Genomic DNA, 25971 nt, shown 5'->3' on the forward strand with positions numbered 1-25971 from the left:
GCAATTTAGAGGAATAGCTACTCGATATGACAAGCTCAAAAGAAATTATCAAAGTTCTGTTGCCTTAGCCTGTATATTTTTATGGCTACCGTTATAGGGTTAATTATGAACAGTAAGTGTCAACAGATCCTAAATATATTGTGTATAAATTTCGCTGTTGTTAATTTTTTGCTGTAGTTGAGGCAAAATAAGCGAAATTTAAATTGTGGAGTTTTTGTGGCTGAGCAAGAGAATACTTTAAGCCAGGTAACTGAAGGGACGACTGAGCTCCTGCATCAGGCGACTGAAAAAACTGCCCAAACCGTGATCGAACATACCTCCAAGTACAATGATGCCTATAGCACCATTGACAAGATCATGGAGGGTTTCTGGGAGCGTGTGCCTTATTTCTGCATCGCACTGACAGTCATTGTCATTTTCTGGTTACTGTCAAAACTGTTTAAGTTTTTTGTCCGTAAGACTTTAGAAAACCGTACTTATACCCGACAGAATCTGGTACTGGTGCTGAACCGTGTCGGTAGTACGGTGATTGTTTTCTTTGGCGTATTAATCGGGCTGGTGATTGCAATTCCAGGTTTCACCCCAGGTCAGCTGATGAGTGCGCTTGGGATTGGTTCGGTGGCGATCGGTTTCGCATTTAAGGATATTTTCCAGAATCTGCTCTCAGGTGTACTGATTTTGCTGGGTGAACCTTTCAAGATTGGCGATGACATTATCGTGAATGGTCTGGAGGGTACCGTGGAAGATATCCAGATTCGTGCAACTTTTTTACGCTCGCCAGATGGTCGTCGTATCGTAATTCCAAATGCTACGGTCTATACCAGTGCAGTCACGGTGAATACTGCTTATACCCGTCGCCGCTGTGAATTTTCGGTCGGGATCGGTTATGAAGATGATATCCAGAAAGCCAAGGATATTATTACTGCAATTCTGGATAAAGATCCGACCATCCTGAGTCAACCTGCATTTAGCGTCAATGTGATTGCACTGGCAGACTTCTCGATTACTCTCAAAGCCTTATGGTGGGTCAATACCACTGAAACAGGCATAGGCACCTCAATCAGTGCAGTTCAGGAACGGGTGATACAAGCCTTTGCTGAACATAATATTTCGATTCCATATCCGGTGCAGGAAGTGAAAGTCTATCGTGGCGATGGCCATGAAGATGCCTCAGCTCGCGCTAAACAGTCGACCTAAAACATATGAAATCGCCGTTTCAGTACGGAGAATACGGTTGCCAAGGCTCACTGCTTGGCAGCCGTTTTTTATGAGCAAATCAACTTCATACGGAATAAAGCCACCTTCGGGGCCAATGACAATCGTGCAAGGATGCTGAAGTGCATATGGCATCGGCTGTTCCGCATAAGGATGTGCAACAAAGGCTGGACAGTCTGCTGTAATGAGTCCCGGCAAAATATCTTCAACAAAAGGTTTAAAGCGTTTATACAGCTCAATTTTCGGAGCAAGCGTATCTCCTGCCTGTTCTAGCCCAAGATCGATATAATGATTCAGCTGCTGCAAAAATGGGGTCTGCCAATAGCTTTTATCCACCCGATAGCTATGCAATAAAATGATTTTCTCTACGCCCATGGTGACAGCATCCATGATCAGACGGCGCAAAACTTTAGGGCGTGGCAAGGCCACAATCAAGGTAACAGGCAGCTTTGCAGGGACTGATTCTTCTTGAATCGGTTTCAATAAAACTGCTTTTTCAGAAATTTCGACAACTTCAGTTAAATACCGTTTCCCTTCCCGAATCCCAACTTTTAATGTGTCACCAACCTGAATCTCAAGATGCTGTTGCAAATGCTCCAGTTGTCGCTTTGAGCTAATCGGCCATAGTTCAGATTCGGTTTGGCGGGGATCAAGCAGGACGATATTCATAAAAAATTAACTCAACAAATCCATCACTGGATACGCGGAAACTTCATCCACAATTGTCCGAGGCAGGACTCTTTTTGCCTGATATAGGTTCTGCGATATCTCTGCAAAAAGATGGTATATGACGAGTTTTGTGGATGACAAATGGTTTTGTTACTTTTGCCGAAACAAAAGTAAAAGAAAGAAGAGTTCCTAGCATTAAATCTATAAAGATAAAGCCTAGTTTTAACCTTATACAGTCAATCCATGAAAATCGGCTTCTTCACAAATCAGAATATAATCAAAGATATTGATCAATCGCCTGAATATGCCTTTCAAGTGAACCCTGATTTTGCTGCATAATCTTTTGTGCAGCAGTATTCAAGCTTTCAGCTTTAGCTGAATTATTCAGAATTTCTAGCAAAGTCTCAGCAGCCTGCTTAGCATCCTGCACCACTTCTACGGCATGCGCCTGGACAAACTCATCGACAATCGTCTGAAAGTTAAAATAGTTTTTACCCAGAATCGTTGGAACATTCAGCGCAACCGGCTCCAGAATATTATGTCCACCACCCGGTTCATTCAGGGAACCACCAACATAACAGGCTTGGCTCAAGGCATACCACAGCCACATCTCGCCCATGGAATCTGCCAGATAAACCTGAGTATCTTCTTCGATACGTTGCCCCAGACTACGACGTTGGGTTCTTAAACCTAAGGACTGTGCAGCTTGGAACACCTCATCAAAACGTTCCGGATGGCGTGGCACCACGATACAAACCAATGCTGGAGTTGCATCTAACGCAGCTTTAAGCTCAGCCATCAATTGCTGCTCTTCTGGGGCATGTGTACTGGCGAGAGTAATGATCTTCCGGCCTTGCAGAGACCATTCCTGTTTCAATTGAGCCGCATGATTAATAAATTGCTGCGGTGCCGTGATATCAAACTTGATATTGCCCAAGACCTGAGTTTTTTCTGAAGCTATACCTAGATCAATATAACGCTGCTGGGTTGCTGTATCCTGAGCCAAAAGGCCGGTTAAATTCTTAAGCATGCCACGGGTTAGGCCTTTGACTTTGCCATAGCCTTTGGCAGATTTTTCAGAAAGACGGGCATTCAATAATAGGCAACGCACATTAAAATTCGGTGCCTGGTCAATCAGATTTGGCCAGAGCTCAGTCTCCATCAATAACAGCAATTTAGGCTGATATTTTTGATAAAAATCACGAATCAGGGTTTTCTGGTCAGCTGGCAAATATACAGCCTGGAATAAGTCTAAATAAGGTTCTTTCAAGAAAAGTGATTTAGCACGTGCCTGCCCGGTCTTGGTGGTATTGGTCACTAGAACCGGATGCCCAAGTTTTAAGTAATGTTCAATTAAAGGTTGAGCGGCATTGGTTTCCCCTACGGATACCACATGAAACCAGATCGCCTGTAGGTTTTTAGGGGACTGGAAAGGACCAAAACGTTCCAGCAGTTCTTGTTCTAATTGTTCCGGACTGGTTGCACGTTTACGTATACGGGATTGATAAAGCGGTTTCGCTAGCGCCAAGGCTGCGTTATACCAGAATGGAGTAGCCACATTGCGCCCCAAAACAGATTCAATCGGCAAAATATAACAGAGCCACATCAACATGTTAATCGATGTGGCTCTTATTTCGAATTATTCTATGGTGCTTAATACTCTAACTTCTGCCAAAGTTGGATAATCAATATAACCTTCAGCCACCTGACTGCCGATCATATTTTCCATTTTCAGCTCATTAAGCGGTGCATTATCAAGCAGACGTTCGTATAGATCAGGATTTGCAATGTAGGCTTTACCAAATGCGACTGCATCTGCCTTTTCAGCTGCCAGTAGCTCAATCGCATCTTCACGACTCAGTTGCATATTGGCAATATAAGGCACTCCACCAGAACGCTCTTTCATATATTCGGAAATACTGTCTTCAGCCAGATATTCACGGGTAAAGAAGAAGGCAATCTTGCGCTTGCCCAGTTGCTCCATGGCATAGCCAAATGTTTCACGTGGATCATTGTCGCCCATGTCATGGTCATCACCACGCGGCGCAAAATGTACCCCTACTCGATCCGCACCCCATACTTCAATCAGTGCATCAGTTGCCTCTAGCAGGAAACGTGTACGGTTTTCGACTGAACCGCCGTATTCATCCTCACGCTGATTGGTTTTGCTTTGCAGGAACTGGTCAATCAGATAACCATTGGCAGCATGTAATTCAACACCGTCAAAACCGGCGTCTTTGGCACGAATCGCGGCTTGCTTGTATTGCTCGGTAATCGCGTGAATTTCAGAAACTTCCAAGGGGCGTGGCGTAACGTATGGACGCTTTGGACGTAATAAGCTGACATGACCCGCCTGTTGTACTGCACTTGCAGACACTGGTGTTTCACCATTTAACAGCTCTGGATCAGAAACACGTCCCACATGCCATAGTTGGGCAACGATTAAACCACCCTTCTCATGTACAGCATTGGTTACCAGTTTCCAGCCTTCGACCTGTGCATCTGTAAATAGCCCAGGTGTATTGCGGTAACCATTAGCTTCTTCTGAAATCACAGTCGCTTCGGAAATGATTAACCCTGCGCTGGCACGTTGTGCATAATATTCGGCCATCATGGCGGTCGGAACACGGTCTGCTGTGGCACGGCTACGGGTCAGGGGTGCCATCACCACGCGGTTTTTAAGTTTAAGTTCACCGAATTGAACTGGGGTTGAAAAATCTGTCATCAAGCCATCCTCTCACAGCTTGCCAACTGATTTCAGTCTAAAGCGCATGCTGTAAATGTTGTAAAAATTCCTGAATCAGTGCCTCATTACGAGAAAAATAAGACCATTGCCCATATTTGGTCACCTGAATCAGTCCTGCCTGTTGCAACACCGACAAATGATTCGACATGGTCGATTGAGAAATGTCCGCGATTTTTTCGATCTGCCCCGCACATACGCCACGACTAAAATCATGTCCGCATTCTTCGGCGGAAATGAAACGCTCAGGTTCTTTCAAACACTGTAGAATCTGGCGTCTAATCGGGTTGGCCAAGGCTTTATAAATCGCTTCTGTGTCCATCTCATTTCACTCATATTGATGATCAGCACCTTAGCAAAAATCATTATATCGAATTTATTCGATATTAATATCGAAAATTATCGATATTTATGTTCATTTTGTAAATTGCTGTAATTTTGTACAACCTCAGATCATTCTAGCATTGTCTGATCAAGCTGTTTTTATGCATGCGCATCGGCAAATTTTAAAGTTAAAAAAACAGAGGCTGGTCCTCTGTTTTTTTAACTTTAAAGACATTATTTTAAACAGCTTTAAGAGATTCATCATTAATTTATTGTGTATGGATCCACATCATTCGACTAATTCGAGATGGTTTTTTGAAAATTTCAACATGATTTGGTTTAATTTCTATATAGTTATTTTTTATCCGTAGACCAGATAAATACTTACCCGCATTTTCACTATTGCCCTCAGCCGTAGCCAAAGAAAAATGAAAATGACTTTGCTTAGAATTTAATAGACGTTTAAATCTTTGTTCACTATCGATAGAACGTATATAAAATTTTCCTTCTTGATCTTCTACATCCCAATAATCATTCAACAAAATCTCACCGTATTGTTCAGCTTCTGCATGATTTAACACAATATCTGCATACCAAATGCAGCTGGTTATTTTAACAAACTCTGCACAATTTTTAATCTCTAAATTCAGTCTATTAAACAATCTAGCCTTATATAGAGTTAGTAATGACGTCTTGTAGAACAGCATGGCTTGACTGCTTTTATTTTTATTAAAAAATATAACACCTTCTGGACTATCTGTAACAGCATTAAAAGTATATAACGCATTTGGTTTGCTATAAGGCGTCAAACAAGATGCTAGAAAAAAACAGGGCAATAAAATTAAAATTTTTGAATATCTATATTTAATTTTGCCGGACATGCTCATTTCCTTTTATTTATAATTTTCAAGAGGCTTTGATTTTTATCTTTTATAAATACCATCAATAAGATTTTAATTGAGAAGATTTTATTATTTTTATGTTTTTAAAGAGAATAAATAGTATTGATTTCCTTACATATTCCTATATAAGGAAATCAAATTATGAACCTTAAAGACCCATTTTCAAGCTGGCTTCAATAAATTTATCCAGGTCACCATCCAGCACTGCACCGGTGTTCGAGCTTTCCACACTGGTACGCAAGTCTTTGATACGTGAGTCATCCAGTACATAAGAACGGATCTGGCTACCCCAACCAATGTCAGACTTCGAGTCTTCTAATGCTTGAGCCGCTTCATTACGTTTGCTCATTTCCAGTTCATAGAGTTTTGCACGTAACTGTTTCCAGGCATGGTCACGGTTGGCATGTTGTGAACGCTGGTTTTGACAGGCCACCACAATACCGGTTGGAATATGAGTCAAACGTACCGCAGAGTCAGTTTTGTTAATGTGCTGACCACCGGCACCCGAGGCACGGTAAGTATCGGTACGGACATCTGAAGGATTGATTTCAATTTCAATATTGTCATCCACTTCAGGCGATACAAATACTGCAGAGAATGAGGTATGACGGCGGTTACCCGAGTCGAATGGTGATTTACGTACTAGACGGTGTACACCTGATTCGGTACGTAACCAGCCATAGGCATACTCACCATCTACACGGATCGTAGCAGACTTTATCCCGGCTACATCACCGTCAGACTCTTCCATCACTTCTGCTTTAAAACCATGACGTTCAATCCAGCGCATGTACATACGCAGCAGCATCGATGCCCAGTCTTGTGCTTCTGTACCACCTGAACCTGCCTGAATTTCCACATAGCATGGGTTTGGATCCATCGGATTACTGAACATACGACGGAATTCAAGCTTCGCCAGTTCTTCTTCAGCTGCATTCAGCTCAGCCTGCACATCTTCCAGCATCGCTTCTTCATCTGCTTCAACCGCAAGATCAAGCATCGCTTGGGCATCTTCAAGCTGGGTCGTTAAGCCGTCCAGTACATTAAGTACATTTTCAAGCTCGCCTTTTTCTTTGGCCATGGCCTGAGCACGACTCTGGTCATTCCAGATCGCCGGGTCTTCTAATTCACGCAGGACTTCTTCTAAACGCTCTTTTTTCAGATCGTAGTCAAAGATACCCCCGTAGTGTTTGACCACGTTCGTTTAAGTCTTTTAATTGGTTTAGATACGGATTAATTTCCACGTGAATTACTCTCAATCAAAATTAGGTATAAATTCTTAGGTCAATATTATATCACAGTCTATTTCACCAATTTATAGCGATAAATCCATCTTTAAAGCTAAGCAAGAAAATGTCACTAGCACATTTTTTAATTACAAAATTTGTCAGCCCGATAAAATAGCTAAATATTATTTTTAATACTTTCTCATTCTATTCTTAAATATATTTCGCTATATTTTTATACTCAGTTTTTGATTCATTTTAAAACCCTAAAACCCCTACAAAATAAGATAAAAAATAGCATTTTCAATACATTCCACAATATCTACACACTTTTAATAAAACAAAACATTTTATTTTTAGTTTTTAAATTCAATTAGTTATTAAATGAAAATTACATAATATTACCTTACTCACAATGTAGTAACTTTCCTTTGATTGACGATTATTGGAATTGGTCTAGACTTAAAGTTGTAACAAAAAGTGTATTAATTTTAGCCATATTTTTCAGAGGGGAGTATCCGCATGAAAAAACTAGCAATCGCTTCAGCATTACTTTCAGCCGTAGCTCTTACAGGTACAGCAGCTCATGCTTATCAAGTAGAAGTGGGTGCATCTGCAGGCCTAACAGACCCGGATAATGGTAGCTCAAGCGGCTCTTTTGGTGTTGATGGCACATACTACTTTAATCCAGTTGAAACACGTAATGCACCATTAGCCGAAGCAGCTTTCCTTGATCGTGCAAGTAATGTGAAAGCTCAATATCAATATGATGATTACGACTCTTCAGAACGTCACCGTTATGGTGTAGGTGCTGAATACTTCGTACCAAACTCAGATTTTTATTTGAGTGGTAGCGTAGGTCGTGATGATTCTAAATACGACTATGCACCTGATTTTGACGAAACCGTTTATAGTGCCGAAGTCGGTTATTTACCTGCACCAGGTCTGTTAATTGCAGCAGGTGTAAAAGGTTATGACAATGACTATGATGACGGTGTAGATCCAACTTTACGTGCTAAATATGTGACCACTTTAAGCAATGGTAAAGACATTAACCTTGAAGCTGGCGCTGCCTTTGGCGACCTGGATGAGTACAACTTAAAAGCTGACTACTTCATCGACAAAACTTTAAGTGTTGGTGCTGATTATCAAAGCAAAGACAATGGCCCATATGACTCAAATGAATTTGGTGTAAGTGCACGTAAATTCTTTAATGAACAAGTGAGCTTGGAAGGTCGTGTAGGTTTTGGTGAAATTGGTAACCAAGACTACAACAAATTTGGTCTAGCTGCGAAATACCGCTTCTAATCCAAACTAAGAAATTTCATTATAAAAAACCCATCTTCGGATGGGTTTTTTATTGCACTTTAAACAAGCATTTAGGTAGTTTTTGCACATTGACGGGGCGATTATTATCTGTACAATTTGTTACAACTGTTAATAAAACAGCCATATTTTATAACAAAGAGAGAACTCTAAATGCTTAAGAAACTTACTCTTGCTACAGTACTTATTGCTAGCCTAGGAACTGCTCACGCTTATCAAGCTGAAGTGGGCGGTACGATTGCTCTGGTTGATCCAGACAATGGGGATACTTCTACTGGTTTCGCAATTGATGGAACTTACTACTTCAATCCAGTCCAAGTTAAAAACTCGCCTCTTAATGAAGCAGCATTTTTAAATCGTGCAAGCAATATCAATGCAGCGGTTTCTTATATTGATTACGATTTATTTGATGTGACTACATTTAATGTAGGTGTTGAATATTTTGTTCCAAATTCAGATTTTTATGTAAGTGGTAATATTGGTCAATCATCTACTGATACACCAATTGGTGATGATGACACAACTATATACTCAGCAGAATTAGGTTATTTACCGGTTCCTGGTCTATTAGTGGCTGTTGGCTTAGCTGGTTATGACAATGACGCAGGCGATGATGTTGATCCAACCTTACGTGCCAAATATGTCACTCAAGTCGGTCAATACGACATGAACTTTGAAGGTGGCGCAAGCTTCGGTGATCTTGATGCTTATAGCCTCGGTGCAGATTTATATTTAGACAAAACTTTCAGTGTTGGTCTGGGCTATTCTGATTCCGATATTGATAATAGTGATGTTTTCACTATTCGCGCGAAGAAATTCTTCAATCAACAAGTTAGCCTAGAAGGTTCAATTGATTTTGCTGACGAAGGCAATATCTTTGGCGTACGTGGTGCATACCGCTTCTAATCTCCAAGATTAAAAGTCCCAAAAAAAAAAACCGCTCAATTGAGCGGTTTTTTATTTGAATAATTTATTGTTCCAGATGAGCAATTCGCATTTGCAGGCTAACATTGCCATTAAAGACATTTTTATCCAGTTCATAGACCAGACGTACATGCTGCTTCATCGGATCAAACTTGTATTTATCGATGGCACTAAAGGCAATCGCATCCACAACCTGTCCATTCTCTAAGGCAACACGTAATTTCAGATGTACATCCTTGAGCCAGCTGTAATCCAGAATCTTAAAGATGCCTTCAAAAATCGGTTGAGGAAACTTTTGTCCCCATGGACTTAAGTTTTGCAGTAAATCGACCGTTTCAATTTGGAAAGCTGATGCCGGTAGTTCCCCATCAGTCCACAGCGTAGCGGTAAATAGGCTTTCATCCATCTCTGCAATCAGCTGTTCAAAGACCTGTTTAAATTCAGCAAAATGCTGTTTTTTAATGGTTAGTCCCGCTGCGGCCGCGTGCCCACCAAAATGGCTGACCAGATGCGGATACTGCTCTGCTATCCGTTCAATACTATCCCGGATATGAATCCCTTCAATGGAACGTGCTGAACCTTTGATATGAATCCCATCTTCATCTGCTGCGAACACAATACTTGGACGATGAAACTGTTCTTTTAAACGCCCCGCCACAATCCCGATCACACCCTGATGCCAGTGCTGTTCAAACATGATCAGCGCGGCTGGCAAAGTATTCTCATCCAGCTGGATTTTTTCCAGTTCAGTCAAAGCTTCTTGCTTGATTTTGCCTTCTACCTGACGACGTTCGACATTGAGTTTATTCAGCTGTTCTGCGAGTGGATAAGCGGTTGCCAGATCCGGAGCAAGCAAACACTCGATCCCGATATCCATGGTTTCCATACGACCCGCTGCATTAATGCGTGGGCCAAGCACAAAACCCAGATCCTGCGCTTTGAGCGTAGCTGCATCACGACCAGCAATCTCTAGCAAGGCACTGATGCCAGGTCGGCAAAGATGATGTTGAATCCGTTTTAAGCCGGCATCCACCAGAATACGGTTGTTATAGTCCAGACTTGCGACATCTGCATAAGTACCTAAAGCGACCAGATCCAGATAATTGGTAATAACCGTTGAAGATTTACCCAACTTTTTACGATGAGTCGATAGATTTGCCAGAACATAAAAAGCTACCCCTACACCTGCCAAAGCCTTACTTGGAAAATCACAACCCAGCTGATTGGGATTGACCACAGCCTCTGCTGCAGGTGTAGGCTTGGTAGTTAAGTGGTGATCGGTAATAATCACCTGCATACCATGATCTTGCGCCTGTTTCACGCCTTCATGACTGGAAATCCCGTTATCCACTGTGATTAAAAGATCCGGCGTAAAATTAGCAAAAGCCAGATCCGCAATCGCAGGTGTCAGGCCATAACCATACTTAAACCGGTCAGGAACCAGATACTCAACATGGGCACCCATATCACGTAAAGCCAGGACCATCAGTGTGGTACTGGTCGCCCCATCAGCATCATAGTCACCGACAATTACGATTTTCTGGCCGGCATCTATAGCCTGATCAATCAGCTGGACCGCTTCCGTTAAACCTTTCATGGTCGGAGCCAGCAGATGCTTGAGTTTCAGCTCCAGCTCCTGTTCAGATTCCACGCCACGGCGTGCCAGAATGTTAGCTACAAATGAAGGCACGCCCTGAAAAGATTCAGGGCGTGTCAGTAAAGGTCTTTGCTTGATTTCAAGTTTAGGCATTGTTATGGCATCAATCGTTGTAGTTTCCACGCCCCATCGATTTTTTCATAACTCAGGCGGTCATGTAAACGGTTGGGGCGCCCCTGCCAGAATTCATAATAGTCCGGCTGCAAACGATAGCCGCCCCAGAATACCGGTTTATCCAGCTCTTCCTGATTGGCAACCTGCTGATGCAGATTCCAGAAACGTTGCTGTAGTTCTTCACGACTCGCAACCACACCACTTTGCGGAGTACTGATATGAGCAGCGATCTGACTTTCACGTGGACGTTTATGATAATAATCAGTCGATTCTTCTTCCGAAATTTTAACTACCTTACCGCTAATCCGGATCTGACGTTCCTGTTCCTGCCAGTAAAACAGCAATTCTGCATACGGGTTTTCGGCCAGATCCAGACCTTTCTGACTATCATAATTGGTATAGAAATCATAACCCGCTTCAGTCGCACCACGCAGCAACACTGTGCGCACATGCGGACGACCCTGTGCATTTGCAGTTGCCAATGACATGGCATAAGGTTCATGCAGCTGTGCAGCAAGTGCATGGTTAAACCACTGCAAAAACTGCATATGCGGATTGGGATTGACCTGATCTTCATGTAGCTCGCCTTTTTGGTAGTTCAGACGCAGTTCACTTAGATCCTTAATCAGATCGCTCATTCACTCTTCCCCCATTTAAGCGGCGTTGGCACGTACCGCATCAGCCAATGAATTTGCCAGGGTGGTCACCTCTGCAAGATCCTCGCCTTCCACCATGACACGGATCACCGGTTCAGTCCCTGACTTACGGATCAGTAAACGGCCACGGCCTTTGAGCTGCTCTTCAGCTTTGCTAAACTCTGCAGTCAAAGCAGGCACTGAGTACGGGTCAAACATGGTATTCAGACGTACATTCACCAAGACATTCGGCAATAATTTAAAGTCAGCCACTAACTCATGTAGCGCTTTCTTCTGCTCGACCATCACGGTTAAGACTTGTAGTGCAGCAATAATCGCATCGCCTGTGGTGCTCTTGTCTAAAGTCAGGATATGACCTGATGGCTCGCCACCAATCGACCAGCCTTTTTCTTCCAGACCTTGCAGTACATAACGATCACCGACTTTGGCACGCAACAGTTCTACTCCGGCTTTTTCCAGTGCCAGTTCCAGCGCCATATTGCTCATCAAGGTACCAACAATCCCAGCTGGCTTATTTTTTGCCTGAGTCGCAAGAATATACAGAATATGATCACCGGTAATTTGCTCACCGTTTTTATCGACCATAATCACGCGGTCAGCATCACCATCGAAGGCTATGCCTAAATCAGCACCATGCTCAACCACTGCTTTTTGCAGATTTTCCGGATGAGTTGAACCACAGTTCTCATTGATATTCAGACCGGTCGGTTCATCATAGATGGAAATAACCTTAGCACCCAGTTCACGGAAAACCGCAGGGCCAACGCTATAAGCTGCACCATTGGCACAGTCAACGACAATGGTTAAATCATTCAGGTCTAAATGGTATGGGAAAGTCGACTTACAGAATTCGATATAACGACCATTAGCATCTTTCACACGGAAACTTTTACCCAAGTTCGCGTTATCTTCAATTACTAGTTCTTTTTCCAGTTCCTGGTTGATCTGATCCTGCAAAGCATCAGGCAGTTTTTTACCTTCACTCGAGAAAAACTTAATGCCGTTATCGAAATACGGATTGTGTGATGCAGAAATGACAATACCGAGGCTGGCATGCAAAGCACGGGTCAAATGGGCAATGGCCGGGGTTGGCAAAGGTCCAAGCAGATGCACATAAACACCTGCCGCATTGAGTCCTGCCTGTAGCGCAGATTCCAGAATATAACCAGATAAACGGGTATCTTTACCCAGTACCACCAATGGTTTGCTTTTTTTGCTATTTCGTTTTAATACTTTTCCTGCCGCAAAACCTAATTTCAGGGCAAATTCAGGTGTAATCGGTAACTCACCAAATTTTCCACGAATACCATCGGTACCAAAATAACTCATGCTTTGTCTCACTTCTTAGCGGGTGATTTACATCATCCTTTTTCATTGTGCAACACTGTACACCAAAACAAAAAAGCCGTCATGAGGATGACGGCTTTTTTAGAGTAAACAATCAGCGAAAGTTAACCCATACGGTAGTTTGGCGCTTCTTTGGTGATGGTTACATCATGCACGTGAGACTCAGACATACCGGCAGATGTGATTTTCACAAACTTGGCATTTTGACGAAGATCATCAATCGTTGCAGAACCAGTATAGCCCATAGAAGAACGCAGACCGCCCATCATCTGATGCACGATATTGCCCATTGGGCCTTTGTACGGTACGCGACCTTCAATACCTTCAGGAACCAGTTTTTCAGCACCGGCTTTAGAATCCTGAAAGTAACGGTCAGCAGAACCAGTTGCACCGGCCATCGCACCCAAAGAACCCATACCACGGTAAGCCTTGTAGTAACGGCCCTGGAAGAATTCAACTTCGCCCGGTGCTTCTTCAGTACCGGCCATCAGTGAACCCACCATGATGGTACTTGCACCAGCGCCAATCGCTTTTGCCATATCTCCAGAGAAACGGATACCACCATCAGCAATCAATGGAATCTGTTCTTTCAATGCACGTGCAACAGAATCAATTGCAGAGATTTGTGGCATACCAATACCAGCCACAATACGAGTTGTACAGATTGAGCCAGGACCGATCCCTACTTTTACTGCGTCCGCACCCGCATCAAGCAATGCAAGCGCAGCATCACCAGTGGCGATGTTACCGCCAATCACTTGAACTTGCGGGTAGTTCTGTTTGACCCAGCGTACACGCTCGATCACACCCGCAGAGTGACCATGTGCAGTGTCCACAACGATCACATCTACACCAGCATCAACCAGTGCTTCTACACGGCTTGGTGTTTCAGCACCCGTACCGACTGCTGCACCTACACGTAGACGACCTAAATCATCTTTACAGCTATTTGGATAAAGTTCCGCTTTACGGAAATCAGTTACCGTGATCAAGCCTTTTAATTCGTTGTTTTCGCCGACAACGATCACTTTTTCAATACGGTTTTTTTGCAATAAGGCCTGAATGTTTTCTTTCGATTCGCCTTCACGCACAGTCACCAGACGGTCTTGGCCAGTCATGATATTGCTAACCGGCTGTTCCAGATTGGTTTCAAAACGTGTATCACGACCTGTCACGATACCAACCACTTTACCGTCTTTAACCACGGGTACGCCACTGATGTTATTCGCTTGAGTTACAGCGATCAGTTCACGTACTGTAGTTTCTGGGGTAACTGTGATCGGATCTTTCACCATACCGGCTTCAAATTTTTTCACACGGCGTACTTCTGCGGCCTGGGCAGCAATATCCATGTTCTTGTGCAGAATACCGATACCGCCATTTTGTGCCATCGCAATTGCCATACGTGACTCAGTCACAGTATCCATAGCTGCTGAAACAAGTGGGATATTCAGGTTAATGCCGCGAGTCAGGCGTGTCTTTAGAGAGACATCTTTTGGGAGAACAGTAGAGTAGGCAGGGAGTAATAGGACATCATCGAAGGTTAACGCGTCTTGAACGATGGTCAACATAACAGTCTCACTGGTAATTTCCGTGCGCTATTATAAACAAATTTAGCTCTAAATTTCATTGCAATTGCAAAATTTATTTTGTCTAAATCTGGACTTAGATTTAATCCGAATATCTAAACCTGTAAATTTGACTATTCAATCAACAATTTAAATATGCCAGAGTAGTCATCATATTTATTTGCTTTACAAAATCCCTTACTAATTTTTTCTCCCATAAAAAAAGCAGAGTCCATACCCTGCTTTTTAAATCTTGAGTTTGAATTTAGCTCACCCGTTCGAAATTATCATCATTTTCGGCTTCATCCGGCTCAATCTGGATGAATGGAATCATATTGTGTGCCATCCGTGCTTTATTGCACTGGGCATCAGCGATCTGCACTTCTTTACAGGATGAGCTACGTAGCTCGTACATGCCGCAACTCACCTGCTCGCCAATCTTGCCTTCTAGCGCAACACAGCGCGGATTTTTCTGATTGGTTCCCGCCATGCATGAATAGACCGAGGTGACAGGCTCAGTATAGTGCTCAGGCATGGGAATCCCCTCTGCCCAATAAAATGAAACCCTGAAATAGGCGCAACATGCGCCACAACTTAAACATGCATCTTGTGTAGGAACTTGAGACAACATTTCTTATAAATTCTCGTCATCAAAAACAGTTTTTTTGCCGGCGGAAAATATAAAAAATGTTGTTTTTCTACTCAAGAAAAAATTTAAAATTTTCTTGAACTATTCAGGACAAGTAAAAACAGTTTCATCCATTAAATCAGTGCCACATTCCAGTGTTTCAATCCAGTCCAGAAACTGGTTAATCTGTTCTTTACCCACAAATGGTGTTCCATGTTGTGGCACAATCATGTCTACATCCATGGTACGTACCATCTGTACCCATAAACGAATCACCTTGTTATTGCACATGTAGCGCTGGTGAAATCCCTTCATTTTTGGAATGTGCGCTGCAAAATTTTCCAGTGGCTTTGAAGCATCCTCGACCATTGACGCCCCCATATCACCAGAAAACAGGATCTTGGCAATCGGGTCATAAAACTGGAAATTACCGACTGAATGTAAAAAGTGCGCTGGAATAGCAATAATGCTGGATTGACCGAGTGGAATGATCTGACCATGATCCGGCAATTCAACCAGACGATCCAGCCAGTTACCTTTCATACGGTCACTCATAAAGGCTGAATTCAGATGCGGCAAGAAACGCGCCCAGAGCTTGGAAGCTACGACTTTGGCTTCGGTATAGACCAGCCAGCGCGGCATGGACGTAATAATGTCCGGATCCTGATGCGATGCCATCACATAATCCAGATTGCTTAACCGGGTATAGCGGTTCAGTTCCATGGTCAACGGTACATAAGTTAAATCACCGCCCGGATCAAGTACTGCAGCACGCTCATTGTCTAAAATCAGAAATTGGTTTGCCTGGACACCTTCACCTTTAACGAGACTGGTAAAACTAATACATTTATGTGTCCCATTATCAAACAAGACTTGCGATGTGGTGCGCTCGAAGGCCATCAGTAATCCCCAATTTTTTTCGTTTAGGATGGTTTTTCTATAGGCATATAACATATAGGGAATTAAATGAACTTACAATCAATAAAACTGGATATATCACTTTATTTATCAGTAAATTGAGCACAATTTCACAATAAAAAATCCCGAGTTTTTAGCTCAGGATTTATACGAAATTGATTTTTATTTTTAAAATAAATAATGTTGTGCCAAGGTGCCGACACCGATGATCAAGAAAATACTGGCGCCAATTTTATGAATCAGGCCGATTGGAAGTTTATTCGCCAGTTTATCACCGATAAATACCGCAGGTGCGTTGGCAATCATCATTCCGACGGTAGTACCCATCATCACCCAAAGCACACTGTCAAAACGTGCTGCCAGTGCCACTGTCGCAATCTGGGTTTTATCACCAATTTCAGCCAGGAAGAACAGCACAAAAGTCGCACCAAACACGCCGTACTTTTGCCATTTATTGATACTGTCGTTTTCATCCCCTAATTCATCCGGAATCAGCATCCAGATCGCCATCCCGATAAAACCGACTGACACGATCCACAGCAAAATTTCTGGCCCAATAACGGTGGTGACCCATTGCCCCAGGGCTGCTGAAAGACCATGGTTAATCAGGGTTGCCAGTAAAATTGCAATTAAAATCGGTGTCGGTTTGCGGAAACGTGCTGCAAGAAGCAAAGCCAGTAACTGGGTCTTATCACCCATTTCGGCAAGTGCAACGATGGCCGTGGAAAGCAGGAATTCGTACATGCGGTCTTTCTCTGGCTGGCATTTTCTACCGATGATTCACCCTTCCCGCCAGCCAAAATCTGCAGAATGGTAAATCAAAGGTCTTGCCAACAAAAGAAAGCTTCGAGAAGCTCATTTGGTTCTTTGCTATGATGACCATGCCCTGTTGAGCAAATATGTTGACCATCACCCTTCTGCTTTGCGCAAAAGGCGGCTACTCCCCAATGAAGTGCGCCCATTATAGCCAACCGTGTTTATATTTACAAATTGTCATATAAAAAAACCCTGCCGGAGCAGGGTTTTTATTTTCATAGATTCATGAATCAGATCAAGAGCGTACGGATATCCTTTAACAGCTTGGTCAGCTTATTGGTAAAGCGTGCAGCATCGGCACCATTAATCACGCGATGGTCATAAGACAGTGACAGTGGCAGCATCAAACGTGGATCAAAGCCCTCCCCATTCCATACCGGTTGCATGGTCGCAGGAGAAATACCCAAGATCGCCACTTGCGGCCAGTTCACCAACGGCGTAAATGCTGTACCGCCAATTGAGCCCAAGCTGGTGATGGTAAAGTTCGCACCTTGCAGATCTTTAGGTGATAATTTCTTATCACGCGCTTTCTGGCTTAACTCACCGAGCTCAATAGCGATCTTCTTGATCGACTTCTGGTCCGGGTTACGTAATACAGGAACAGTCAGACCATCTGGCGTCGCAACCGCAATGCCCATATGGATCTCATTCCGTAGCAATACCGATTTACCGTCATCAGACAGGTGACCGGCAAACTCACGCTCTTCTTTGAGCAGATAAGCTACAGCCTTGATAATGAAAGCCATGATGGTCAGGCCAATACCTTCTTTTTTGAAGTTGCCTTTCAGCTCATTACGCCAAGCTTCCAGCTCAGTGATATCGGCTGCATCAAACTGGGTCACTTGTGGGATGTAGTTATTTAACGATAACTGCGGAATCGAAACCTGTTGCAGACGCGTCAAGGCTTTCTCTTCTACCCCACCAAAAGCACTGAAATCAGGCAGTTTTGGCAAACCAGCAGGAGCTGTAACTGCCGCAGGTGCGGCTGTTGTTTGCGGTGCAGTCAGACGATTTTTCACATACGCAAACAGGTCTTCTTTCATTAATCGTTCATGCGGACCAGAAGCCTTCACTTCTGCCAATACCACACCCAGTTCACGAGCCAGTTTACGCACAGCAGGACCAGCATAAACTTTGGCATTGGCAGCGTTCTGCTCTTTGGTGAGCTTGTCTGCACTATGCGTTTCAGGTGTCGCAGCAGGTTCAGCTTTTGGAGCTGTGGCTGGTGCAGGCGTAGCTTTGACTGCAGGTGCTTCTGATTTTTCCGCTGGAGCTGCAGCAGGTGATGCTTGTCCTTCAGCTTTAATCGTAATCAGTGCCACACCTTCAGAAACACTCTGGCCCAGCTCAACATGAATCGCCTTAATCACTCCGGCAGTCGTGCTCGGCACTTCTACTGTCGCTTTATCCGATTCGACCACGATGATGCTCTGGTCTTTCTCCACCGTATCACCGACCTGTACCAGAATTTCTGCTACAGCAGCCTTGTCTATACCCAAGTCAGGTACTTTTACTTCAATATCGCCTGCAGGGGATGCCACCTGTTGTGGTGCTGTTTCAGTTTTGGCTTCAGGTGTTGCTTGAGCTTTTGGCTTTTCTTCTGCTTGAGGCGCTGCTTGCTCAGCAGCTGGTGCTGAATCTGCAGTTTTCACTGTCAGAATCAGCACCCCCTCTTTGACTGAATCACCTTCCTGAATATGAATCGCTTCTACAGTACCTGCAACTGTACTTGGTACTTCAACTGTTGCTTTATCCGATTCAACCACGACCAGGCTTTGATCCACCTCAACTTCATCGCCAACCTGAACCAGAATTTCACCCACCAGGGCCTTTTCTACGCCAATATCCGGCAATTTCACTTCTACAGTAGATGTAGAAGCCGATTGAGAGGCCTGTTCACTTTGGCTAGAGGCTTTAGGCTGATGTGCCGCCACTTCCTGCAGGATTTCCTCATCAGGCAATTCAGTTGGAGTATTTTCCGAAGTTTTGTCAGCAGCATCAGCTTCCTGACTTTCTACCGTACTGGCATCATCTTCAGCCTGCAGTTCAATCAGGACAGTACCTTCAGATACTTCATCACCCTGATTAATCAGAATATTTTTGACCACACCTGCTGAAGTGCTTGGCACTTCAACAGAGGCTTTATCCGATTCCAGCAGCACAATACTCTCATCTACAGAAATGGTATCGCCCACCTTCACCAGGATTTCTGCCACAGTTGCCTTATCTACACCAATATCTGGAGTCGTAATTTGCATGATTAGTTCTCCTCTTTGTAGTCAGCAACAGCATGCAGTTCCGGGGTCGCCTGTGGCGCCCAAGCCACCGGACGATCAGTATCTAACTCAAAGCTAGAGATCGCATCTTTCACTAAACGTGCATCGACTTCGCCTTCATCTGCCAGCTTCTTCAAGGTTGCTACGACAATATGTGCAGCATCGACACCAAAGTAGCTACGCAGGTTGCCACGGGTATCTGAACGGCCATAACCATCGGTACCCAAGGCTACGAATGGACGGCTATCTGGAAGATAGGCACGGATCTGTTCGCTATAGGCACGCATGTGATCGGTAGCCGATACCACAATACCGTCCTTGTCACGTAACTGCTGAGACACCCATGGCTCTTTCGCTTCTTCAGCTAGTGGATGCAGGCGGTTATATTCTTCACATGCCATACCATCGCGAGCGAGTTCGTTAAAGCTGGTCACGCTCCAGACATTGGCATGAATCTGATATTCCTCACGCAGGACTTTTGCGGCCTTGATCACTTCACGCAGAATCACGCCTGAACCCATCAACTGAACCGTCGCTTTTTCGTCTTCTTCCAGCAGATACATACCACGCTTGATGCCTTCTTCTGCACCTTGCGGCATTGGCGGATGTTCGTAGTTTTCATTCATCAGGGTCAGATAATAGAACACACGCTCCTGATTCACATACATACGTTGCAGACCATCATGCACGATCACGGCAAGCTCATAGCCAAAGCACGGGTCATAAGAGACACAGTTTGGAATGGTGTTGGCCAGAATATGCGAATGACCATCCTGATGCTGCAAGCCCTCACCATTTAAGGTCGTACGGCCAGCGGTTGCACCCAGCAAGAACCCTTGCGCCTGTGCATCACCTGCTGCCCAGGCAATATCGCCGATACGCTGGAAGCCGAACATTGAGTAGTACATGTACATTGGGATCATTGGCAGGTTATTGGTTGAATAACTGGTCGCCAACGCCGCCCATGCACTCATTGCACCGGCTTCGTTAATCCCTTCCTGTAGCATATGACCGTCTTTGGCTTCACGGTAATGCATCAACTGTTCCTGATCTTCAGGGGTATATTGTTGACCATGCGCTGCATAGATCCCCAATTGACGGAACATCCCTTCCAGACCAAAGGTACGCGCTTCATCTGGCACGATCGGTACCACACGGTCCTTGATTGCTTTCTCTTTTAATAAGGCAGAGATGAGACGAACCATGACCATGGTGGTGGACTGTTCTTTACCGTTTGAACCTTTGAGCACAGCATCAAAAACAGAGAGCTCAGGAATTGGTAAAGATTCGCTTTCTTTGCGACGTGCTGGCAGATAACCACCCAGTGCTTCACGGCGTGCCTTCATATATTTAATTTCAGGCGAATTTTCACTTGGGCGGTAGAATGGAATTTCTTCCAGTTGTTCATCAGTAAATGGCAAGTTGAAACGGTTACGTACATATTTCAATGATTCCAGCTGCATTTTCTTGATTTGGTGCGTCTTGTTCACCGCTTCAATTTCATCAGACAGACCATAACCTTTTACGGTTTTCGCCAGAATGACCGTTGGTTGACCTTTGGCCTTGGTCGCTTCTGCATAGGCAGCAAAGACTTTGTACGGGTCATGACCACCACGGTTCAGATTATCGATATCTTCATCGCTCAGGTCTTTGACCAAAGCTTCTGCTTCTGGATATTTACCAAAGAAATGTGCGCGTGCGTAGGCACCACCTTTCACCTGATAGCGCTGGTAATCACCATCCACTGCTTCTTCCATAATCGCTTTGAGTGCACCAGATTTGTCTTTATCCAGTAGCGGATCCCAGTGACGACCCCAGACAACTTTAATCACGCGCCAGCCAGCACCACGGAATAATGACTCAAGTTCCTGAATGATCTTGCCATTACCACGTACCGGACCATCCAGACGCTGCAAGTTACAGTTCACTACCCAGATCAGGTTGTCCAGCTTCTCACGACCCGCCAGTGAGATCGCACCCAAGCTTTCCGGCTCATCCATTTCGCCATCACCCAGGTACGCCCAGACTTTACGGTCTTCTTCCTTAATCAAGCCACGGTTCATCAAATACTTTTGAATATGCGCCTGATAGATCGACATGATTGGACCGAGACCCATCGATACCGTCGGGAACTGCCAATAGTCTGGCATCAAGTAAGGATGAGGATAAGAGGGTAAGCCTTTACCGCCGACTTCACGACGGAAATTATTCAGATGCTCTTCAGTTAAGCGACCTTCTAGAAATGAGCGGGCATAAATCCCCGGTGCACAGTGACCTTGATAGTAAATCAGGTCGCCACCGAAGCTGTCGTTATTGGCACGGAAGAAATGGTTAAAACCCACATCGTATAAAGTGGCAGATGAAGCAAAGCTGGCCAAATGACCACCCAGGTCATCACCGGATTTATTTGCGCGAAGCACCATTGCCAAAGCATTCCAGCGGATCAGCGCGCGAATACGGCGCTCCATATCCTGGTCGCCCGGCATCGCAGGTTGTTCTTCTACAGAAATAGTGTTTAAGTAGGGAGTATTTAAACGCTGAATAGGAACATGTTTGGCAATTGCGCGTTGATAAAGTTTTTCAAGTAAAAAGGCGGCGCGCTCGGTTCCCATGTGCTGCAAAACGGAGTCAAAAGCGTCTTGCCATTCTTGGGTTTCTTGAGCGTCGGTATCTCCATAAAACGCCATAATCTACAGTTCCTGAAAGCCAAATTGATCACTTATATGTATCATATTTACGGCTTATGCAGGTATGGCTCTGGCTGAATGCGGTTCTGGAGTACTATTTATTATCTAAATATCCATTGACACTTTATTACACAAAGTAACAAAAAGAAGTCAATAATGGCGATTTTTTATACGACAGTTATAATTCTCGGTGATAATATAATATCTAAAAGCAATTAGACCGAACTCCTCCTCTACTCCCTGGAAGAAATGTTCAGTCTAATTGCCTTAAAAGCGGTTTGATTGATTTTTTATGAGTATCAAGTATCAGACGTATTAAAGTATTTCAGTTATTTTGAGCAAAGCTACGCTTAAGGCAACATTGCTAAATAAGTTGAAGGATTTTTACGTTGACCGTCTTTTACTACTTCATAGTGTAGATGAGGACCAGTACAACGACCTGTACAACCTACATTCGCAATATGATCACCGGCTTGCACCTGATCTCCCACACGTGCAATCAAGCGTGAAGCATGGGCATAACGAGTAAGGTATCCATTACCATGGTTAATTTCGACATACTGACCATAACCTGTACCCCAACCCGATTTGGTTACGATACCAGGACCAGTTGCATAGATCGGTGTACCGCTTGCAGCAGCCAGATCTAGACCTGAGTGATTTTCAGCACGACCACCCATGGTACGGCCGCCAAAATTTGAGCTGACACGTTTCATGTCGGGTAATGGATGAGCCACTAACCACGAATAAGGATTATTTGAAGATGCAACTTTACTGGATGAAGAATTGCCATATTTTTGAGCAATGGTCTGATTATTCAGTTCAACCGGTTTTTCACGTAGCTGAACATTTAATTTAGTTTGTGCGGGAATATCAATATCTTCAGGATGGGTATAAGAACCCTGCGATAAAGTACGTGTTAACTGCTCAAGACGGTCAGGTGTAGCATCTTGTTGATTCAGATCCACTAAATCTGCAAAAGCTACTGAAGCAGCTGAAACCGAAATAGAAAATGCCAATAGGATACGTCGCATAGGCATATGCATAAAAAACCTCTCTAAACTGCTAATCGAGTTTCTTGAAGATCTCTTCCTTGATATCCACTTTAAGAAGCGCATAAGATTAAGACATAAACATGTAGGAATTATGTATGTCGGAACCTGTCAACGTCTTTCAAAAAACAAGAAAACAGATAAAAACAGGAAACTTTTCGTTTCTCTCATCACAAGTTTCTGCATGGCAGAAGCTTACGAAACTCGTACAACCGCTATTGCCTCAACCCGAACAATGGCAAGTTGCCTGCTATCAAAATGGTGTGTTAACGATTACTGGTGAAAACCAAGCCATGATTTCTCAATTGGCCTATCTTCAAAAGCAATACATCTCACAACTCTCTCAAATAAACGAATTAAAAGATCTCACTAAAATCCAGGTTTGCTTAAGGAATCCATCCCCTGTTCAACCGGTTCCAGAAAAATCTGAAAGAGCCTTGAGTCCAGAAACACAGGAATTACTTCGCGGTGCTGCTGACTTTATAAGCGACCCTAAGCTTAGCCAAGCTTTACTACGTTTGGCAAGCAATAAAAAGTAACATTGCAATGAGATGTAATAAATTCCAATGTTATTTTTATGTGACAGGTGTCACATTAGATGCAGCTAAGTTATAACACAAAGACACAAAGACAAGGACTTATGTCACAGTTACATAACTAATTGGACATTGAGTTACGTCATCAAATGTTACAATTTCATAGCTGCTTGGGTCACTTTTCACGTTACGCAATAGTTGATTATTCAAAGCATGCCCTGATTTGTAACCATCAAATTTGGCAATGATCTGGTGGCCTAGCAGGTATAAATCACCTACTGCGTCCAGAATCTTGTGACGTACAAACTCATCCGAGAAACGCAAACCTTCTTCATTGACCACACCAGTTTCATCTACACCGATGGCATTTTCCAAGCTTGCACCCAAAGCCAGATTATTGGCTTTCAAGTAGTCAAGGTCTTTCATAAAGCCGAATGTACGCGCTTCACTGACTTCATAAACGAAGGTTTCTGTAGAAAAATCGATGCTGGCAGACTGATGTTCTTTTTTAAAGGCAGGATGATCAAAATCAATAGTGAAATTTAGCTGAAAGCCATCATGTGGGCTAAAAATTGCCCGTTTATCATCGATCAGAGCTTCAACAGGTTTAATAATTTTAATAAATTTCTTTGGTGCATCTAGTTCTTGCAAACCGCCTTGCATGAGCAGATAAATGAAAGGTCCGGCACTGCCATCCATAATGGGAACTTCTGAAGCTGACACTTCAATAATCAGGTTATCAATGCCCAGTCCCGCAATGGCGCTCATCACATGCTCAATCGTACCAACCTTAGCATTTGACTGAACCAGATTCGAACACATAAAAGCTTCCTGAATCAATAAGGCATCCGCAGGAATATCGACAGGTGGCTCCAGATCAATACGACGAAACACAATGCCCCCATCGGCGTGGTGCGGCACAAAGTTAATCATAACCTTCTGCCCACTATGAAGACCGATTCCGCTCGCTTTCACGATACGTTGCAGGGTACGTTGTTTCAACATGCTTTTTATCATCTGTTCACCAATAAAACCGCTATACGTTAGCATATTTGGCCATTGATAAAAAACAAAAGGTGGCTCTAAAGCCACCTTTTCTGTGCAATCATCGTAAACACATGCTGTTACATATTACTTACGCTGTTGATTTTTAAGGTAATCCTGGATGCTCATAGGCGTTGGACGCGGGCTAGAAACTGAAGCTGCAGGATTAGCTACTGCACCTGCTTCATTTTGCTGACGCTGAATTGCCGGTACATCATCATCTTCAACTACTGCCTGTGATGATGATGGACGTGCTGCCTGTACATTCGCGCGTTTAGTTGGCTCAACCGAATCTGCAGCATGGCGAGTCAAACCAGTCGCAATCACCGTTACACTGATTTCATCACGAGCATCAGGGTCAAATACTGTACCGTAGAAGACCTGACCTTCATCCAGATCCACGATCTGATTTACAACATCAGTAATTTCTTCAATTTCACCGAAGGTTACGTCATCACCACCAGTTACGTTAATCAGAATACCTTTGGCATTCATGATGGTAACGTTATCCAGTAATGGACTGCGAATCGCCTGCTCTGCTGCCTGACGTGCACGGTTTTCACCACGACCCAAGCCTACACCCATCATGGCATAACCACGCGTACTCATTGCAGTTTTCAGATCGGCGAAGTCAAGGTTAATGTGACCAGGACGTACCACCAGATCAAAGATACTACGTACCGCATTCAACAGCACATCATCCGCTTTTTTATACGCATCCTTCATTGAAATATCACGGAAGACTTTCAATAGACGCTGGTTTGGAATGATGATCAGAGAATCTACATGCTGTTCTAACGCTTCAATCCCCTTCTCAGCAGATTGCAGACGGCGTTTACCTTCAAAGTTGAATGGCGTAGTTACGACACCAACAGTGAGGATACCCATTTCTTTGGCAATTTCAGCAACGACTGGCGCAGCACCGGTACCTGTACCACCACCCATACCGGCGGTGACAAATACCATATCGGTACCTTCAAGCTGCTGGCGGATCAGTTCACGGCTTTCTTCTGCTGCCGCTTGACCGACCTGTGGATTTGCTCCAGCACCCAGACCACGTGTACTTTGCTCACCCAGCTGAATTTTAAATTCGGCTTCCATGCGATCCAATGCCTGTTTGTCTGTATTGGCACAGACGAACTTTACGCCCTGGATATCGGACTGCAACATATGCTGTACAGCATTACCACCCGCACCACCTACACCAAATACAGTGAAACGGGCTTGACCATTGCTATCGCTATGATCTTCTTCGAAAAATTCAAATGAGGCCATGACCTATAAAATTCCTAATTCATAATTGGCAGTCACTAAGCCCGTATACTGCCTTAATCTTGATAAAA

General features: G+C 43.9%; 22 protein-coding genes, 1 pseudogene and 1 riboswitch. Of the genes and pseudogenes, 5 read left to right on the forward strand and 18 right to left on the reverse strand.

Annotated elements, in window-relative coordinates:
• Positions 1-97: pseudogene (locus tag FTU46_RS08045) on the forward strand (IS5/IS1182 family transposase); the annotation flags it as partial.
• A gap of 119 nt (positions 98-216) precedes the next feature.
• Entirely contained in the window at positions 217-1197 is a 981-nt protein-coding gene (locus FTU46_RS08050; RefSeq protein WP_159123798.1) for a mechanosensitive ion channel family protein, read from the forward strand.
• On the opposite strand, the gene FTU46_RS08055 is transcribed toward FTU46_RS08050, so the two are convergent.
• The 6 genes from FTU46_RS08055 to prfB all read right to left on the reverse strand — a co-directional run bounded on the left by FTU46_RS08055 (position 1171) and on the right by prfB (position 7097).
• Positions 1171-1884, reverse strand: a complete 714-nt coding sequence (locus tag FTU46_RS08055) for a 16S rRNA (uracil(1498)-N(3))-methyltransferase (RefSeq protein ID WP_179991928.1) — start codon at positions 1882-1884, stop codon at positions 1171-1173. The genes FTU46_RS08050 and FTU46_RS08055 overlap by 27 nt on opposite strands.
• 277 nt (positions 1885-2161) lie before the next feature.
• Positions 2162-3442: a 3-deoxy-D-manno-octulosonic acid transferase gene (locus FTU46_RS08060; RefSeq protein ID WP_180104746.1), complete on the reverse strand. Its 1281-nt coding sequence runs from the start codon at positions 3440-3442 to the stop codon at positions 2162-2164.
• An 81-nt stretch (positions 3443-3523) separates the two neighbouring features.
• Positions 3524-4609, reverse strand: a complete 1086-nt coding sequence (locus tag FTU46_RS08065; protein ID WP_180104709.1) for an alkene reductase — start codon at positions 4607-4609, stop codon at positions 3524-3526.
• A 37-nt stretch (positions 4610-4646) separates the two neighbouring features.
• Complete coding sequence (locus FTU46_RS08070; RefSeq protein ID WP_180025267.1) at positions 4647-4949, reverse strand: helix-turn-helix transcriptional regulator; 303 nt, start codon at positions 4947-4949, stop codon at positions 4647-4649.
• A 271-nt stretch (positions 4950-5220) separates the two neighbouring features.
• Complete coding sequence (locus FTU46_RS08075; RefSeq protein ID WP_180025268.1) at positions 5221-5832, reverse strand: hypothetical protein; 612 nt, start codon at positions 5830-5832, stop codon at positions 5221-5223.
• A 169-nt stretch (positions 5833-6001) separates the two neighbouring features.
• Positions 6002-7097 (reverse strand): peptide chain release factor 2 gene (gene prfB / locus FTU46_RS08080; RefSeq protein ID WP_180025269.1). Its coding sequence is split into 2 segments (ribosomal slippage): positions 6002-7024 and positions 7026-7097, totalling 1095 coding nucleotides; the frame shifts between segments, so codons are not numbered across the junction.
• Between the two features lie 504 nt (positions 7098-7601).
• On the opposite strand from prfB, the gene FTU46_RS08085 reads away from it, so the two are divergent.
• Together FTU46_RS08085 and FTU46_RS08090 are read left to right on the forward strand one after the other, a co-directional pair.
• A complete protein-coding gene (locus tag FTU46_RS08085) occupies positions 7602-8387 on the forward strand; it encodes a putative porin (RefSeq protein WP_034703585.1) in 786 nt (261 codons plus the stop codon).
• A 171-nt stretch (positions 8388-8558) separates the two neighbouring features.
• Positions 8559-9311: a putative porin gene (locus tag FTU46_RS08090; protein WP_180104710.1), complete on the forward strand. Its 753-nt coding sequence runs from the start codon at positions 8559-8561 to the stop codon at positions 9309-9311.
• Positions 9312-9375: 64 nt separating this feature from the next.
• On the opposite strand, the gene recJ is transcribed toward FTU46_RS08090, so the two are convergent.
• From recJ to FTU46_RS08140, 10 genes are all read right to left on the reverse strand, one after another.
• A complete protein-coding gene (recJ, locus tag FTU46_RS08095; protein ID WP_180104711.1) occupies positions 9376-11079 on the reverse strand; it encodes a single-stranded-DNA-specific exonuclease RecJ in 1704 nt (567 codons plus the stop codon).
• Positions 11080-11081: 2 nt separating this feature from the next.
• Positions 11082-11738: a pyridoxamine 5'-phosphate oxidase gene (gene pdxH, locus FTU46_RS08100; RefSeq protein ID WP_159123794.1), complete on the reverse strand. Its 657-nt coding sequence runs from the start codon at positions 11736-11738 to the stop codon at positions 11082-11084.
• A 15-nt stretch (positions 11739-11753) separates the two neighbouring features.
• Positions 11754-13085 (reverse strand): phosphoglucosamine mutase, encoded by a 1332-nt coding sequence (glmM, locus tag FTU46_RS08105; protein ID WP_180104712.1) that lies wholly within the window; start codon positions 13083-13085, stop codon positions 11754-11756.
• A 122-nt stretch (positions 13086-13207) separates the two neighbouring features.
• Positions 13208-14674 (reverse strand): IMP dehydrogenase, encoded by a 1467-nt coding sequence (gene guaB / locus FTU46_RS08110; protein ID WP_034170242.1) that lies wholly within the window; start codon positions 14672-14674, stop codon positions 13208-13210.
• A gap of 262 nt (positions 14675-14936) precedes the next feature.
• A complete protein-coding gene (locus tag FTU46_RS08115) occupies positions 14937-15302 on the reverse strand; it encodes a YkgJ family cysteine cluster protein (RefSeq protein WP_166137458.1) in 366 nt (121 codons plus the stop codon).
• 99 nt (positions 15303-15401) lie between these two features.
• A complete protein-coding gene (locus FTU46_RS08120; RefSeq protein WP_159123793.1) occupies positions 15402-16199 on the reverse strand; it encodes an MBL fold metallo-hydrolase in 798 nt (265 codons plus the stop codon).
• 186 nt (positions 16200-16385) lie between these two features.
• Positions 16386-16961: a TMEM165/GDT1 family protein gene (locus tag FTU46_RS08125; protein ID WP_159123792.1), complete on the reverse strand. Its 576-nt coding sequence runs from the start codon at positions 16959-16961 to the stop codon at positions 16386-16388.
• A 73-nt stretch (positions 16962-17034) separates the two neighbouring features.
• Positions 17035-17175: riboswitch (yybP-ykoY riboswitch) on the reverse strand.
• Between the two features lie 88 nt (positions 17176-17263).
• Positions 17264-19291 carry a 2-oxo acid dehydrogenase subunit E2 gene (locus FTU46_RS08130; RefSeq protein ID WP_180104713.1) on the reverse strand — a complete coding sequence of 676 codons (2028 nt, stop codon included), beginning with the start codon at positions 19289-19291 and terminating at the stop codon, positions 17264-17266.
• A gap of 2 nt (positions 19292-19293) precedes the next feature.
• On the reverse strand, positions 19294-21996 hold the full coding sequence (gene aceE / locus FTU46_RS08135) for a pyruvate dehydrogenase (acetyl-transferring), homodimeric type (protein WP_180104714.1): 2703 nt from the start codon (positions 21994-21996) through the stop codon (positions 19294-19296).
• 350 nt (positions 21997-22346) lie between these two features.
• On the reverse strand, positions 22347-23036 hold the full coding sequence (locus FTU46_RS08140) for a M23 family metallopeptidase (protein WP_034170247.1): 690 nt from the start codon (positions 23034-23036) through the stop codon (positions 22347-22349).
• A 110-nt stretch (positions 23037-23146) separates the two neighbouring features.
• Between FTU46_RS08140 and FTU46_RS08145 the strand changes: the two genes are divergently transcribed.
• The gene (locus tag FTU46_RS08145) at positions 23147-23587 is read left to right on the forward strand and encodes a DciA family protein (RefSeq protein WP_004781492.1); all 441 of its coding nucleotides are present in this window, start codon (positions 23147-23149) and stop codon (positions 23585-23587) included.
• A 99-nt stretch (positions 23588-23686) separates the two neighbouring features.
• Here the strand turns inward: FTU46_RS08145 and lpxC are convergent, their stop codons facing one another.
• Positions 23687-24589: a UDP-3-O-acyl-N-acetylglucosamine deacetylase gene (gene lpxC, locus FTU46_RS08150; protein ID WP_180104715.1), complete on the reverse strand. Its 903-nt coding sequence runs from the start codon at positions 24587-24589 to the stop codon at positions 23687-23689.
• 126 nt (positions 24590-24715) lie between these two features.
• Positions 24716-25903 (reverse strand): cell division protein FtsZ, encoded by a 1188-nt coding sequence (gene ftsZ, locus FTU46_RS08155; RefSeq protein ID WP_180104716.1) that lies wholly within the window; start codon positions 25901-25903, stop codon positions 24716-24718.
• Positions 25904-25971: the final 68 nt, after the last annotated feature.

It is taken from the genome of Acinetobacter sp. YH12108 (assembly GCF_013419055.1).
In the GTDB taxonomy this organism is placed as follows: Bacteria; Pseudomonadota; Gammaproteobacteria; order Pseudomonadales; family Moraxellaceae; genus Acinetobacter.

Excerpts from the sequence above, each read along its gene's own strand:
- FTU46_RS08075 (WP_180025268.1), bottom strand. The coding sequence starts at position 5,832 with ATGTCCGGCAAAATTAAATATAGATATTCAAAAATTTTAATTTTATTG.
- aceE (WP_180104714.1), bottom strand. The coding sequence starts at position 21,996 with ATGGCGTTTTATGGAGATACCGACGCTCAAGAAACCCAAGAATGGCAA.
- FTU46_RS08130 (WP_180104713.1), bottom strand. The coding sequence starts at position 19,291 with ATGCAAATTACGACTCCAGATATTGGTGTAGATAAGGCAACTGTGGCA.
- lpxC (WP_180104715.1), bottom strand. The coding sequence starts at position 24,589 with ATGTTGAAACAACGTACCCTGCAACGTATCGTGAAAGCGAGCGGAATC.
- FTU46_RS08140 (WP_034170247.1), bottom strand. The coding sequence starts at position 23,036 with ATGCCTATGCGACGTATCCTATTGGCATTTTCTATTTCGGTTTCAGCT.
- FTU46_RS08145 (WP_004781492.1), top strand. The coding sequence starts at position 23,147 with ATGTCGGAACCTGTCAACGTCTTTCAAAAAACAAGAAAACAGATAAAA.
- FTU46_RS08090 (WP_180104710.1), top strand. The coding sequence starts at position 8,559 with ATGCTTAAGAAACTTACTCTTGCTACAGTACTTATTGCTAGCCTAGGA.
- FTU46_RS08115 (WP_166137458.1), bottom strand. The coding sequence starts at position 15,302 with ATGTTGTCTCAAGTTCCTACACAAGATGCATGTTTAAGTTGTGGCGCA.
- FTU46_RS08055 (WP_179991928.1), bottom strand. The coding sequence starts at position 1,884 with ATGAATATCGTCCTGCTTGATCCCCGCCAAACCGAATCTGAACTATGG.
- FTU46_RS08085 (WP_034703585.1), top strand. The coding sequence starts at position 7,602 with ATGAAAAAACTAGCAATCGCTTCAGCATTACTTTCAGCCGTAGCTCTT.
- FTU46_RS08125 (WP_159123792.1), bottom strand. The coding sequence starts at position 16,961 with ATGTACGAATTCCTGCTTTCCACGGCCATCGTTGCACTTGCCGAAATG.
- guaB (WP_034170242.1), bottom strand. The coding sequence starts at position 14,674 with ATGTTGACCATCGTTCAAGACGCGTTAACCTTCGATGATGTCCTATTA.
- pdxH (WP_159123794.1), bottom strand. The coding sequence starts at position 11,738 with ATGAGCGATCTGATTAAGGATCTAAGTGAACTGCGTCTGAACTACCAA.
- ftsZ (WP_180104716.1), bottom strand. The coding sequence starts at position 25,903 with ATGGCCTCATTTGAATTTTTCGAAGAAGATCATAGCGATAGCAATGGT.
- FTU46_RS08120 (WP_159123793.1), bottom strand. The coding sequence starts at position 16,199 with ATGGCCTTCGAGCGCACCACATCGCAAGTCTTGTTTGATAATGGGACA.
- FTU46_RS08070 (WP_180025267.1), bottom strand. The coding sequence starts at position 4,949 with ATGGACACAGAAGCGATTTATAAAGCCTTGGCCAACCCGATTAGACGC.
- glmM (WP_180104712.1), bottom strand. The coding sequence starts at position 13,085 with ATGAGTTATTTTGGTACCGATGGTATTCGTGGAAAATTTGGTGAGTTA.
- recJ (WP_180104711.1), bottom strand. The coding sequence starts at position 11,079 with ATGCCTAAACTTGAAATCAAGCAAAGACCTTTACTGACACGCCCTGAA.
- FTU46_RS08065 (WP_180104709.1), bottom strand. The coding sequence starts at position 4,609 with ATGACAGATTTTTCAACCCCAGTTCAATTCGGTGAACTTAAACTTAAA.